Raw genomic sequence first — 14,075 nt, forward strand, 5'->3', positions numbered from 1 at the left:
TCTCTTTTCAATCATATGATGTAAGAAAGTAGGAAAGTCGTCCCTAAGGCAATCACCGACGCGATAAAGGTCGCGGTCGTATAATATTTGAATGTTTCACTCAACGTCGCACCACAGTATTGCTTAACCAGCCAAAAGAGTGAGTCAGTGACAATGGTGAAACCAATGGCGCCAGAGCCAATCGCCAGTGTAATAATTTCAGGGCTGACGTTGGGGTACATCGGTAATATCGGTGAAACAATGGCGGTTGCGCCCATCATCGCCACCGTCGCCGAACCCACCGCAGCATGGAGTATCAGTGCCACCAGCCATGCGAGTAAAATCGGGTGCATATCCAAGTTAGACAAAATCACGGCCAGTGAATCCGCCAAGCCGCTGGCTTTTAAGATGCCGTTAAAGGCCCCACCGGCACCGATGATTAACAGAATATTGGCGATAGAAGAAAAGCCTTCTTCTGTTTTCGCCAGCAGTGTTCCCATGCCCATATTCTGCCGAATACCCAAGGTGTAATAAGCCACAAACACCGCGATAAACATGGCCGTAATCGGATTGCCGATAAACTCGAAGAATGAATAAAGCGTCGTGCCTTTAGTCATATTCAGCTCTGCGGCGGTCTTCATTAACATCAAAACAATCGGCAGCAATATCGTGAATAAGGTGGCTTTCAGGGACGGTAATTCATCCTCATGGCGCACTTTCAGTTCAGAAAAAGCGGGCGGCACCACTTTAAAGGGCAAGCGTTTACCGACAATACGCAGGAACAACGGCCCACCGATTAATGAAGCGGCTAATCCCACCACCAACCCATACACAATAACGGTGCCGACATCCGCCCCAAGTGTATTAGTGACATACATGGCAGCCGGATGAGGCGGCACCACGCAATGAACCGCCATCAAAGCGGTACACAGCGGGATAGCCAATTTCAGCAACGAGGTATTGGTTTTTCTGGCGATGGAGAAGGCTAATGGAATCAATAAGACCACGCCCACTTCGACAAAAAGAGTAATACCGCAGATTAATCCGACCAGCACCATGGTGACATCAGGTGATAGCCAGCGGCAACGCTGTAAGGTGATACCGATGCGTTCTGCCGCGCCGGAGACCTCCATCATTTTCCCTAAAATCGTCCCCAGTCCAATGACTGCGGCTAAGAAACCTAATGTGCCGCCTATGCCGCCTTCAATGGCATTCACCATCTCCAACGGATTCATTCCCATCAATAGCCCGACGTAAAAACTGGCTAATAACAGTGCGAGGAAAGGATGTATTTTCAGTTTTACGATGGTGAAAATAATAATAATGATGCTCGTTAATAACGTCCCCACTACCCATATTTGTGAGTCCATAGCCAACCTCTTCTAATAATAAGTTCTGTCCATATTGAATAAGAATTGGCCGATGCTGACAAATGATATAAAACGCCCGTTAGATGATCCAGATTGAATCAAACGTGTAATATTCGTCATAGTTTTGTCATTAAGTCTGATTTGCATCACACTGACTCACCCTAATGACAGATTTTATGGCTGACTGCAGTATGCTATTGGCTCGTATTGATTGCCCGAGTGAGCGCTATGTACCCAGAAAAAAGCTATATCACCCGCAATAAATTGTTGAATGGCTATCAACTTTCTAAGCTCTATACCTTTGAAATTGCGGCGCGGCATAGCTCATTTGCACTGGCTGCCGACGAGCTATCAATCAGTCCCAGTGCCGTTAGCCACCGCATCAATAGCCTCGAAGAAGAATTAGGCTTCAAGCTGTTCCAGCGATTTCATCGTAAAGTGACGCTAACCAGCGAAGGGGAGCGGGTATTTTGGGTATTGAAATCCTCACTGGAATACCTGAATCAGGAAATATTGGAGATCAAGAATCAGGAGCTGTCGGGCACCCTGACCGTCTATTCTCGCCCCTCCATTGCCCAGTGCTGGCTGGTACCTAAATTGGCCGATTTCGCCCAGCACTACCCTGCCATCAGTTTGAATATTCTCACCGGCAATGAGAACGTCAACTTCCAAGGCGGCGGCATTGATTTAGCGATCTATTTTGACGATAAAACGCCAGAGAAATTGTCCTATCAGCATCTAATGGATGAATCGATGGTGCCGGTCTGTAGCCCAGAATATGCAGAAAAACATCAGCTTCATGGCAACCTGATCAATCTACGACAATGCACCTTGCTGCATGACCGCCAAGCTTGGAGTTATGATTCCGATAGCAGTGAGTGGAATACATGGAGCCAGCAAGTGGGTTTTGATATCGATCCTTTGCAGCGCAGTATGGGGTTTGATCGCTCCGATTTGGCGATCATTGCAGCCATTAATCATGTTGGCGTTGCTATGGGGCGTAAGAGGTTGGTGACCAAACGGCTGGAGAATCAAGAGTTGATTATGCCGTTCCCCGGAATGGAAATCAGATGTGAGCAGCGTTATTACATCTCCACCCTGTCTGACCGGCAATGGCCGAAAATTAATGCGTTTATCCAGTGGCTCAAGAAGATGGCGCAAGAGAATTGAGCAAGAAGCGCTTCCTGTCCAATTGCCCAGACGGCCAACAAACACCGATGACTCGATCGGGAACGGTGAGGACAGGCAGAAGAGTAAAGCGTCCGCGCCAAGGATGGCGCGGCTCGAGCCTCCATGGATGGATTCACGGCGTCTTTACGATCTGCTTGTCCTCTCCGCAATGAGCACCTTGTCAGCTATCTCAAGCGCTTCCTATTAGAAGCGCCTGAGCATCACGCCATTTGCGCCGCTTTTTGGGCTAAGTCGCGGCTATATTGGCGGCTAGCATCCACCAACATGTGGGTATAGGCGGTTTTCTCGCAGTCAGTGGTGAGGTCTGCGGTATTCAGCGTTTCCAGAATTCGGCCATGTTGCATCACCGCCACACGATGGCAAAGATGCGCAATCACGCCTAAGTCATGGGTCACCATCAGATAGGTGAGTTTCTCCCGCTGTTGTAGCTCTGCCAACAGATTCAGAATTTCAGCCTGTACCGACACATCCAGCGCCGAAGTAGGTTCATCCAGCAGTAAAACACGTGGCTCTAAAATGAGCGCCCGAGCTATCGCCACGCGCTGGCGCTGACCACCGGAGAGCTGATGCGGGTAACGCTGACGAAACTGATTGTTGAGGCCCACCTTTTCCAAAATACTGTCAATCCGTTGATCGCGATCCCCGATACCGTGAATGCTCAAGGGTTCCGAAAGAATATACTCGACGGTATGGCGAGGATGCAGCGAGCCATAGGGGTCTTGGAAGACCATTTGAACGTGTCGGCAACGATCACGCTCAATGCGGTGCGCCAATGGAATTTGATTGAGCGTGAGCTGCCCCGTCCAGTGGTTAAACAACCCCGCAAGGCATTTCAATACGGTGGTTTTGCCGGAACCCGACTCCCCCACCAAACCGAAAATTTCACCATCGTTGACCGCCAGATTGACATCAAATAGCACCTGATTTTGCTGGCTACCCTCGCCAAAGATCAGGTTGAGATTGTTAATTTCAATCATCGCATTTGCAGACATAGCAGGCTCCTTAACCATTCATCCAAGCGGGATCACGCACCATCACAGGCAAGCGATCTCGGCGATTATTCAGATCAGGCAATGCGTTGAGCAAGCCACGGGTATAGGGGTGCTGCGCATTATCGAGGTCACAAGCCGCAATGGACTCCACCACTCGTCCGGCATACATCACCAGCACGCGATCGCAGAAGCTGCGCACGAGGTTGATATCATGGCTGATAAAAATCAGCCCCAGACCGCGCTCCTGCACCAAATCATCCAGCATCGCCAACACTTGTAAGCGTACCGAGACATCAAGCGCGGACGTTGGCTCATCGGCAATCACCATTTCTGGGCCCGTGATCAACATCATGGCGATCATGATGCGCTGCCCTTGCCCACCGGAGACTTCATGGGGATAGAGATGATAGACCCGTTGCGGCTGGCGGATACGCACCACCTCAAACATGGATAACACTCGCTCCCGCGCCTCTTGGCGTGAGACTTTATGGTGGGCCAAATAGGCTTCCGCTACCTGATCACCGACACACACCACCGGATTCAATGAGTATTTCGGATCTTGCATAATCATCGACATCCGTTTGCCACGTACCTCACGCATTTTGGCTTCGCTGGCGCGCAATAAATCCACTTCAGCAAAACGTAGCGTGTTGGCCTGTATTTGCGCGCTGTTTGGATGTAGCTTGAGTAACGCTCTGCCGACGGTGGATTTACCTGAGCCGGATTCTCCGACGATGGCGAGCTTCTCTTTGCCCAGTGCAAAGGAGACACCGCGCACCGCATCCGTCACCTGTTTACCATTGACGAAGCTGACCCGCAGGTCGTCCACTTCCAGCAAGGGCACTGCTTTATTCTGTTCTGGGATCGAGGATGTCACGTAGGCCATCTCCTAGGAAGTTAAACGCCAGACTGTTGAGCAAAATCGCCAAACCGGGGATAGTCACCAGCCACCAGCACTCCATCATGTAACGTCGGCCACTGGAGATCATCGCCCCCCATTCTGGGTCCGGTGGCTGCGAACCTAAGCCGAGGAACCCCAAACCCGCCGCCGTCAAAATGATACCGGCCATATTCATGGTGATGCGGATGATCACCGAGGGCAGGCACAGCGGCACGATGTGACGGGACAAAATACGCAGTGGCGAGGCACCTTGTAATTTCACCGCTGAGACAAAATCGGCGTTGCGTAATGAAAGGGTTTCAGCCCTTGCCAAACGGGCAATGGGCGGCCACGCCGTCAAGGTGATCGCAATAACCACGTGCTCCAAACCGGGGCCTAAAGCTGCCACGAACGCCAGTGCCAGAACCAAGCTGGGGAAGGAGATAAAAATATCGGTGATACGCATCAGCACGCTATCGACTTTGCCGCCGAAATAGCCCGCGACCACGCCCAGTAATAGTCCGATGGGCCCCACGGTCACCGATACCAGTGCCACGATGTATAAGGTGGTGCGTGCGCCATAAATTAACCGGCTATATTGATCACGGCCAAACTCATCGGTACCAAACCAGTGTTGGCTGCTCGGTGCCTGCAAAGCGTTGCCCAGATCTTGCGTCAATGGGTTGTGCGTGGCTAACCAAGGGGCAAAGAAAGCCACCACCAATAGCAAACCAATAATCGCGACGCCGATCGCCGTCAGCGGGTTTTTCATTAAGGTGCGCATAAAGTTCAGCACCCGCCGTAGGCCGCGTTTCCAGCCCTGACTGTTGCGATCAGGGCGTGCCACGGTGTTATCAGGTTCAGAGGAAAGCATCATTGATTCGTCCTCGGGTCAAAGATCTGATACAGCATGTCAGACAGTAAATTCAGTGAAACGAAGATCAGCCCCACCAGCAACACGCACCCCATCACCGCATTCATATCACCGAGTAATAAGCTGCCGGTGAGATAGGAGCCAAACCCCGGCCACGAGAAGACGGTTTCAATCAATACCGCCCCTTCGAGTAATGAGCCGTAGGCCAGTGCGACCACCGTCAGTAATTGCACCAGAATATTGCGAAACGCATGGCCCCATAGCACCTGAAACTCGGATAATCCCTTCACTTTGGCGGTGATAATGTATTCCTGCGACAGTTGCGCCAGCATAAAGCTGCGGGTCATACGACTGATGTACGCCAGCGAATGGAAGCCGAGGATCGTCGCCGGTAACAGCAAGTGATTAACCGCACTGCGGAACACTTCCCACTCACCGGCCAGTGCGGAGTCAATCAGCAGTAAGCCCGTGCGGCGATCAACCAAGCCGTCATAGGCCATATCCACCCGACCTGCGCCGCCAACCCAGTTTAACCAAGCGTAGAACACCAGCAGCCCCATCATGCCGACCCAGAAGATCGGGGTTGAGTAGCCTGCCAAGCTAATGAAACGCACCACATAGTCAGCAAATTTGCCACGGCGGGCTGCCGCCATTACCCCCAGTGGGATACCCAAACCGGCCCCGACCAAAATGGCCATGGTGGCAAGCTCAATGGTGGCAGGGAAGACGCGAATGATGTCATCCACTACCGGCCGTCCAGTGAGCAAGGCATTACCGAGATCACCGTGAATGAGCGAGTTAAAATAGATAAAAAATTGTGTCCATAACGGCTTATCCAACCCCAATTGCAAGTAAACCTGCTGATAGGTGCTTTGGTCCGCATCTTGGCCCACTATCGCCAAAACAGGGTCGATGGGCATCACTCGCCCAATAATGAACGTCAGAATCAATAAGCCGAATAACGTCACCGCCACTTGCAGCAGGCGCTTGGATAAACGCCGTACAATGCCATGGGGGGCAAACCAGTCTGAAACCTTCATGCTATCCTCCCGTCATGGGCAAGGCATGCTCATGCCCTGCCCGTTAGGTTGCGTGCAGTGAATTTATCGCTGCTTATACACCTGTAGCAGGCGGGTGGTGGTGGACGGATGCGGCACGTAATCCATGACGTCCTTGCGCACCACAACGGAGTCAACCATTTGTGAGATAGGTAAAATGGCAGGGTAAAGCGCGTCGTAACGTTCCTGAACGGCCACGTACATTTGCTTTTGCTTAACCGGATCTTTTTCGATTAATGCATTATCAATCAGATCGTTAAGTTCTTTATCGTAGAAAGAGGTGCGCCAGCCTTGGAAGTTGGTCAGTTTGGCGGCATCACTGTTATCAGGGTTGTAGGCGACCGAACGCAGGCTAGAGTGTGGGTGCGGGTCAACACCGCCACCACCACGGCCAACCAACATGTCGAATTGGCGGTCGCGCATCGCGCCATAAACCTGATTCCCAGTGCCGGTCAGAATCTTGGCTTGTATCCCCGCCTGTGCCAGTGTGGATTGCACCGATGTCGCCACATTGATGAACGGAGGATCAGACAGGACACGCAGCGTGGTGGTGAATCCGTCTGGATAGCCGGCTTCGGCTAATAGCGCCTTGGCTTTCGCCACATCCAACTGATAGCCGGGATCAGGCAGCGTGACATCCATGCCTTTCTGAATCGGGCGTTGGTGGAAAATGCCATAGCCCGGCATGATGGTGTTATTGATACCGGCATAATCAATCAGATAACGTACTGCTTCGCGCACTTTTGGGTTAGCAAAATGCGGCTCTTTCAGGCTCATCGCAACATAGTAAATGGTGCCACGCTGAACTTCATCGACCTTGATATCAGGGTTGTTTTTCAGCGCATTGATATCTGGCACTGACATGCCACTGGCAATATCAATGTCCCCTTTTTCGATCATTAAGCGCAGTGCTTGCGACTCGGTCATATGGCGGAATATCGCCCGCTTAATTTTGGCATCGCCTTGCCAGTAATTCTCGACTCGGCTCATCCGCAAGACATCTTTTGCCTGCCAGACGTCAAGCTTGAAGGGGCCAGAACCCGCTTCGTTGGTGGTCAACCAACCGTTACCCCAGTCGCCATTTTTCTCATGTTGCATCACGGTGGCTTGGTCCAAAATCGAACCACTGCCCAAGGTGCCCAGTGAGTAGATCACCAGTTTTGGGTCGGTCGGTTTTGGCAGTTCAATTTCCACCGTTAAGGGGTCTTTGGCACGAATCAGTTGCGCCACGTTATCAGCGGTGAAACCGTAGGATTTCCACGTCGTGGCTTGCGCCAGATTGAGGTGCATCAGGCGATTCATCGACCAAGCAAAGTCGGCGGCCGTCACCGGATTACCGGAGTGGAATTTCATGCCATCACGCAGGGTGAAGGTAATTAATTTGCCGTCATCACTAATTTTCCATGCCGTGGCCGCGCCGGGCAGCACCTTACTGGGGGTATGCGGGTCCAGTTCGACCAAGGAGTCATACAGGTTAACGATGATAGCCACCGCATCATTGCCGGTCATGGCGGCGGGATCGAGGGACAGCAGGTTATTCATGTTCATGCCAACAATCAGTTGGTCATCGGGTGTTTTCGCCACACTGACGCCAGCCGACGTCAGGGTGACCATAAGGGTAAGGAGGAGTGTTCTAACTATTATTATCGCGTTCATGGACCATCTCCGGTAAGAAAAGGCTAGATCTGAATGCTTGTTTTTATAGTCGATACAACGGGTTATCACGACCCAAAGACATTGGTGTTGTCAGTTAGCAAGCAAGCTAAACGTTATTCCGGGCGTAAGGTATGTGCTTGGATATAATCGAAATTAATATCCTCACCTAAACCTGGGCGAGTCGGCAGTGAGACATAACCTTCACTGTCCATCGGGTCGATAATGCTGTTGAGGTAGGCAGCAGGTTCATCGTAATCGAGGAACGGATGCAGCAGTCCGCGCTCATACCAGCGGCAGTTGCGAATAGCACCGACCACGGCCAAGTTAGGCGCGCCATTGCCATGAATCTCGCAATCCATGCCGAAAGATTCCGCCAAATGAGCCACTTTCAGGCAAGGTGTAATACCGCCTACCCCTTGCACACCCGCGCGTAAAATATCGCAGGCACCGGCTTTCACCCAGTCGGCACGGCTGAAGTATTTACCCGCCAAGCTTTCAGGCCCGATGATGTCAATCTGTAGGTTTTCACGCAGCCAGCAATAAGAGGCCATGCTCTGCTCTTCCATCGGCTCTTCGAACCAACTGAAGTTCAGTTTTTGCAGCTCGCGGCCAATGTAGAGTGCGTCGCTGCGGCTATACCAGTGGTAGCCATCAAGCATCAACGCGACATCTGGCCCTACCGCTTCACGGACAGCAGCGCAAGCACGGACATCCATCTGTGGGCTAGGCGCGAAGGAAACCGGCGGCATCCATGTATGCAGCTTAATCCCCTTATAGCCTCTGGCGACCAACTGCTCGGCAAAGCGGGCGTATTCATCTGGCGTAGATAAACCACCGGCCAATTCGTCCCCACACATGGTGCTGCCGTAAGCCAATACTTTATCGCGGTAGCCACCGAGCAATTTATACACTGGCTGGCCCAACTTGCGCCCGAGCAGATCCCAGATAGCTTGTTCCGCAATGGCCAGTGCTCGGTCAGTGAGTTGATTCGCGCTGCCCCGTTGCCAATGCACTAAATCATTCCACAGCCGCTCGCGATCAAAAGGATTCTGTCCAATCAGGACTTTTTTAAAGAAGCTATTAATAATGTGTGGACGGATCACTTCAGGGGGAGCGAAAGCATAACCGCAATCACCTTCGTCGGTGGTCAAGGTCAGCATGGCCATTTTGGCCTGCGATTCCTCACCGGGATGGGAATGCCCTGCGGTATCAGACACACGCCGAGTGGGATAAGAAAAAACGGTTACCTCTACTGAGATTATTTTCACCTGATTACCTGCCTTTATGGTTCATCTCGTTTGCAATCGAAACGGGGTCGATCGTTAGCCTATTCTGATGCCAGGATTTTTTTCATTCGGCACTAGAAAGGCTAATCCCTTATTTTTAATAATGATTTACTCACTTCAAATACTAGAACGACGGATCTTTTAAAATGGAATGTTATTTCACTTGCTCAGTATTGAAGATAACCATCTAATAGTCATTAGGAGAATCGCTGCAAAAGCAGTAATAAAGACGCACTTTTTTAGGCAAACGCCCAGTTTATTGTGAGCAGTATCACGATGAATTTGGTGGAGAGTGTCGGACGTCACAAAACACGGCCGCGCCGCGAGTGCCTCAACGGCGGTTTAAAGCCAGGCTCTGCCATCAAACAAGGCGGTATGAGTGCAGTGATTCGTCAAAGGATAAAACCGCACCGCACGGATATCAGACAGATAAGAATTATCTTGTAAGTCACTGGTAAAGAATGGATTTAGGCTAAAACATATTGATTACAAATATGACCTCGGGCTATGCTCAATCTCACTTATAACAAAATGTAACAGAGGTTCTCTCCCCCACAGATTTCAAGCCATCGGACGGCAGCGAACCCGTTTCCCTCGCCGTTTTATCCCTTGAATGGGCGGAAGAGACCGAGGAAATGAGCATGGATCGTCGTACACTTTTAAAATCGTCAGGGTTATTACTGGGCGGCTTAACTTTTGGTGGCTTGGTTTCTCGGGCTCAAGCCAAAAGTATTGAGATTGTCTCCCCGAAAATGACACCGAGTGAGCAACAACCTTTGCTCCTCAATTTTAATGAAAATTCGTTAGGGATGTCGCCGAAAGCGCATCAAGCCATTATTGATGCCCTGCCTACCGCCTTTCGCTACCCTGATGCCGCTCGTGAACAGTTGATTAACGATATCGCCGCCGAGTATCAACTTAAACCCGAAAATGTTTCTCTGGGGAATGGCTCATCTGAGACCATTCAGGCTGTTATCCAAGCGGTGATTCGCCAAGCTGAACAAGACCGTACGCCGATTCAACTGGTGGTGCCGGACCCGACATTTAACTATGCCGAGCTGTATGCCAAGCCCTTTGGTATTCCCATTGAGAAAGTGGTTCTCACCCCAGAAATGACGTTCGATCTGCCAGCCATGAAGCAGAAAGTAGCGAGTTTTAACGGGCGATCGATCGTCTATCTGTGCAATCCCAATAACCCAACGGCGACCATCACCCCCGCCAATCTTATTGATGCATGGGTTAAAAGTGCCTCACCGGATACGCTGTTTATTATTGATGAAGCCTACGCGGAGTTTGTCAGTGATCCTGCGTTCCGTAGCGCGATTGAGTTGGTTCAGGCAGGCCATAAAAATCTGTTGGTGACCCGTACTTTCTCGAAAATATTCGCACTGGCAGGGCTGAGAGTGGGCTATGGTATCGCTCATCCGGCACTGATCGCCCAAGTTGAAAACTTTGTCTCACTGGATAACACCAATACCGCTGGCGCGGTGGCCGCATTGGCCTCATTGCAAGATAAACCTTTTGTGCATTACAGCCGCCAGTCTACCGATCATGCGCGCCGTATCGTGACCGAAACACTGGATCAACTGAAATTGGCTTATGTGCCGTCTCAGGCAAACTTTGTTTTCCACCAAGTGACTGGCGATGTGAAAACCTACCAAAACCGGATGAAGCAATATCACGTGTTTGTTGGCCGAGAGTTCCCGCCGGCTGTCGGTTGGAACCGCCTAACGTTGGGTACGCCAGAAGAGATGACCGCCTTTGTCACCGTGTTAAAAATGTTCCGTAGCAAAGGTTGGGTGTAAGCGCCCGCCGTGGTGGCATGGGATTGATAAAGTTGCAAATTAAGTGAATGGGAGGGGGGAGCTCCTCCCGAATTGCCCTACGCGCCCTACGCATAGGTTAATAACAATAATAGGAATGGCTATGAAGAAATTATCACTGGGTATCATGGTATTAGCATTAATCAGCAGCCAGCACGCCTTCGCTAAAAGCTGGCAAGACATTAAGCAAAGCGGTGAATTACGTATCGGCGTGCCGGGGGATTACGCACCTTTAGCCTTCCACGATAAACAGGGCCAATTGGTGGGCTATGACGTTGATATGGCAAAATCGCTGGCGGATAGCTTGAAACTTAAGGTCACCTTCGTGGCAACCAGTTGGCCGACGCTATCGGAAGATTTAGTGGCTGATAAGTTTGATATCGCCATGGGTGGAGTGACCGAGACAGCGGGACGTGCGGCGCAGTTTGCGTTATCCAGCCCCGTGGTTAAGAACGGCAAAATTGCCTTAGCCAACTGCCAGCAAGCCAAAAAATTCCCCACGCTGGATGCCATTGACCGTGAAGCCGTCAAAGTCATTGTCAACCCAGGTGGCACCAACCAATCATTTGTCGATGCCAATATCAAAAAAGCGCAAATTATCCGCACCAAGGATAACGTCGCGAACTTGCAGGGTGTCCGAGATCAAAGCGCAGATATTATGTTCACCGATTTGATTGAAGGGGATTATTACCAGAGCAAAGAGCCGGGCGTATTTTGCGTCGCGACACCGGAAATATTACCCGGCACGGGCAGCTACAAAGTTTATATGATGGCGAAAGATAACCAGCCACTGTTAGAGCAAGTGAACCAGTGGCTAAGCGGGGAGACAAAATCTACCCTCGCTCATAAGTGGCAGATCTCCGAGTAGCGCGAGATAAAAGTAATACGAGATAAATCAAGCGGCGGCAGACTCGTTGATCTCAATACGACCAATATGTAGGCCGGCCCTTGCCATAATAGAAATCAACTTGTCGATACTGAAAAGCTGTATTTTGCCGTGCATAAGTTCAGACACTCGGGGCTGAGTCAGCCCGAGTGCATTAGCCGCTTCTGTTGGGGTTAACCCTTTCCGCTCAATCCAAGCATTCAATGACGGAAGAAACCCCATGGCGGCCCTTTTTTATTGAATGAAAAAACCGTGATTGATTGGCATCTCACTTAAGCCGTTAACCCACCGTCTAGCACCAGTGTCTGGCCGGTCATATAACGGCTGTCATCGCCAATCATAAAGGCACTCACGCGCGCCACTTCTTGTACATCCCCTAAGCGACGTAACGGGATCTGCTTACGCAGGGCTTTTAAGGCATCAGTTGGCATTGCACGCGTCATATCGCTGTCGATGATCCCCGGCAATAGGCAGTTCACCCGAATGCCAAAACGCCCCATCTCTAGCGATAGCGAACGGCCAAGGCCAATCATGGCGGCTTTACTGGCACCATAGGCGCTCTGCCCGATGTTGCCTTTGATGGCAGTGACCGACGACATCAGTAGCACTGCGCCCTCACCCTGCATCATCATTGACGGCAGCACATGCTTATTCCAGTAGAAAACCGCATTCAGATTGGTCTCCAGCACATTGCGCCAGTTATCGCCATTCTGCTGAATGTGTAAGCTATCACCAGTTATGCCCGCGTTATGGATAACCGCCCCTGGTGGGCCGTACTTCTCCAGCAGCAACGGTGCCAGTTGGTCAACATCCGCTTCATTGCTGCCATCACAACGGTAGCCAGTGACTGAACCGGCCAGCCCTTCGCAACTTTTGATAACCTCGTTGCTCTGTTGCTCGCCACTGCGCCAGGTAAAGACCACATCCCACTCTTTAGCGAGTTCTTCGACCAATGCGCGGCCAATGCCGCGACTGCCGCCGGTAATTAATACCCACTTCCTGCTCATCATATTACTTCTTCTGTTCAGCCAGTTTCTGGCATAACTCGCCTAAGGTCATGTCTGGGTTTTCCATAAACATTTCGGCATTCATCGTGGCACCAAACTCGCGTTTTGCCAGCACCATCAGTTCGACGTAATCCAAGCTATCGAGTTTTAACTGATGTAATGGCATCTCAGGCGATAACGCTGACATGTCCAGATCTTTGGCGTCACACAGCATTTCGCAAACAGTGTCATAAACGTGTTGATACTTTTCCATGGTCAAATCCTTAGTTAGTGCGTGGCTAATGGCCACGTTTTTAATGTTACGGCGGTGGTAATTAATGGCCCAGCATCTGACCGGGCCTGAATAGCGGCACGCAATACCCAGCCGTCTTCGGCATTGCCGACGATTAATGTCGGTTCGATGGTGTATTGCAGCCCACGACGGATAAATAAATGCGCGTCAGTGCGCAGTAAATCCGCACTAAAATGCACGTCGTGATGGGTTTGAATAACGGGTACGTGCTTGAAAATATCAATCAAAGAGTCCGCTTGAATACCCGGTAATACCTGCTTGGCCGATGCCAAGGTTTCTGGCGCAGCCACCAGCAACTTGAACAGTAGCGCGTCGAAAAACCCCCAGCACTCAGTGGGTTCAGCGGCATTGCCGGGGAATTGCTGGCTAGACTGATAAACCTCTGCTGCCGACAACGTCATCCATTTCGTACTTTCAACCGGTTCTAACGTTGGCCCGCTGCGTAGTTTGCTGTTAAAGCAGCTTTCGCCGTTGGCCATATCCCGCAATTCACCGTTGACCACTCCCACCGCTTGACTGAGCTGTAACTGATAGGCGGTCTGGCACAACACCGGTTGGCGCAGACGCACGTTAAAGCGCAGAAAATCGGCTTGGGGCATCGCGGATAAAAGTGCTGCGCTGAGCTGATATTTGATATCCAGCATTGCACGCATCCCGTGAACGGTCAGTTGTTCCTGACCCAGATGTTGCGCATGGCGCAAATCAAAATGAATCGGGTTATAGTCGCCGGAAAACTTCGCCCAACGTTCCGCATCGTTAACGGTGTAGTTGAATATCATGC

General features: G+C 51.0%; 14 protein-coding genes. 3 read left to right on the forward strand and 11 right to left on the reverse strand.

The features are described 5' to 3' along the window. Positions 1-11 precede the first annotated feature (11 nt). Positions 12-1,349 carry a D-serine transporter DsdX gene (gene dsdX / locus DA391_RS17910; RefSeq protein ID WP_108088038.1) on the reverse strand — a complete coding sequence of 446 codons (1,338 nt, stop codon included), beginning with the start codon at positions 1,347-1,349 and terminating at the stop codon, positions 12-14. A gap of 228 nt (positions 1,350-1,577) precedes the next feature. Between dsdX and dsdC the strand changes: the two genes are divergently transcribed. Beyond that, positions 1,578-2,519, forward strand: a complete 942-nt coding sequence (gene dsdC / locus DA391_RS17915) for a DNA-binding transcriptional regulator DsdC (protein ID WP_049604720.1) — start codon at positions 1,578-1,580, stop codon at positions 2,517-2,519. A 221-nt stretch (positions 2,520-2,740) separates the two neighbouring features. Here the strand turns inward: dsdC and DA391_RS17925 are convergent, their stop codons facing one another. The 6 genes from DA391_RS17925 to DA391_RS17950 all read right to left on the reverse strand — a co-directional run bounded on the left by DA391_RS17925 (position 2,741) and on the right by DA391_RS17950 (position 9,268). After that, positions 2,741-3,517: an ABC transporter ATP-binding protein gene (locus DA391_RS17925; protein ID WP_050080443.1), complete on the reverse strand. Its 777-nt coding sequence runs from the start codon at positions 3,515-3,517 to the stop codon at positions 2,741-2,743. Between the two features lie 25 nt (positions 3,518-3,542). Then, a complete protein-coding gene (locus DA391_RS17930) occupies positions 3,543-4,418 on the reverse strand; it encodes an ABC transporter ATP-binding protein (protein WP_108088039.1) in 876 nt (291 codons plus the stop codon). Further along, positions 4,381-5,196 (reverse strand): ABC transporter permease, encoded by an 816-nt coding sequence (locus DA391_RS17935; RefSeq protein ID WP_391592288.1) that lies wholly within the window; start codon positions 5,194-5,196, stop codon positions 4,381-4,383. The genes DA391_RS17930 and DA391_RS17935 overlap by 38 nt, the downstream gene beginning before the upstream one ends. 89 nt (positions 5,197-5,285) lie before the next feature. Next, positions 5,286-6,326: an ABC transporter permease gene (locus DA391_RS17940; RefSeq protein ID WP_050080362.1), complete on the reverse strand. Its 1,041-nt coding sequence runs from the start codon at positions 6,324-6,326 to the stop codon at positions 5,286-5,288. Between the two features lie 63 nt (positions 6,327-6,389). Continuing rightward, positions 6,390-8,000: an ABC transporter substrate-binding protein gene (locus tag DA391_RS17945; protein WP_050080361.1), complete on the reverse strand. Its 1,611-nt coding sequence runs from the start codon at positions 7,998-8,000 to the stop codon at positions 6,390-6,392. Positions 8,001-8,113: 113 nt separating this feature from the next. Continuing rightward, the gene (locus tag DA391_RS17950) at positions 8,114-9,268 is read right to left on the reverse strand and encodes a mandelate racemase family protein (protein WP_050080360.1); all 1,155 of its coding nucleotides are present in this window, start codon (positions 9,266-9,268) and stop codon (positions 8,114-8,116) included. Positions 9,269-9,927: 659 nt separating this feature from the next. Here DA391_RS17950 and DA391_RS17955 point away from each other — a divergent pair. After that, entirely contained in the window at positions 9,928-11,091 is a 1,164-nt protein-coding gene (locus DA391_RS17955; protein WP_057650361.1) for a pyridoxal phosphate-dependent aminotransferase, read from the forward strand. Between the two features lie 121 nt (positions 11,092-11,212). Beyond that, positions 11,213-11,977, forward strand: coding sequence for a transporter substrate-binding domain-containing protein (locus DA391_RS17960; protein WP_050285902.1), 765 nt, complete (start codon positions 11,213-11,215; stop codon positions 11,975-11,977). Between the two features lie 27 nt (positions 11,978-12,004). On the opposite strand, the gene DA391_RS17965 is transcribed toward DA391_RS17960, so the two are convergent. Genes DA391_RS17965 through DA391_RS17980 form a run of 4 tightly spaced genes read right to left on the reverse strand, consistent with a single transcriptional unit; the run spans position 12,005 to position 14,073 of the window. Then, on the reverse strand, positions 12,005-12,217 hold the full coding sequence (locus DA391_RS17965) for a helix-turn-helix domain-containing protein (RefSeq protein WP_057642419.1): 213 nt from the start codon (positions 12,215-12,217) through the stop codon (positions 12,005-12,007). A 50-nt stretch (positions 12,218-12,267) separates the two neighbouring features. Further along, positions 12,268-13,002 (reverse strand): SDR family NAD(P)-dependent oxidoreductase, encoded by a 735-nt coding sequence (locus DA391_RS17970; RefSeq protein ID WP_050080441.1) that lies wholly within the window; start codon positions 13,000-13,002, stop codon positions 12,268-12,270. Between the two features lie 4 nt (positions 13,003-13,006). Beyond that, entirely contained in the window at positions 13,007-13,255 is a 249-nt protein-coding gene (locus DA391_RS17975; protein ID WP_050080356.1) for an acyl carrier protein, read from the reverse strand. A 14-nt stretch (positions 13,256-13,269) separates the two neighbouring features. Further along, positions 13,270-14,073 (reverse strand): MaoC/PaaZ C-terminal domain-containing protein, encoded by an 804-nt coding sequence (locus tag DA391_RS17980; protein WP_072084616.1) that lies wholly within the window; start codon positions 14,071-14,073, stop codon positions 13,270-13,272. Positions 14,074-14,075: the final 2 nt, after the last annotated feature.

Source organism: Yersinia massiliensis (assembly GCF_003048255.1).
Taxonomy (GTDB): Bacteria; Pseudomonadota; Gammaproteobacteria; order Enterobacterales; family Enterobacteriaceae; genus Yersinia; species Yersinia massiliensis_A.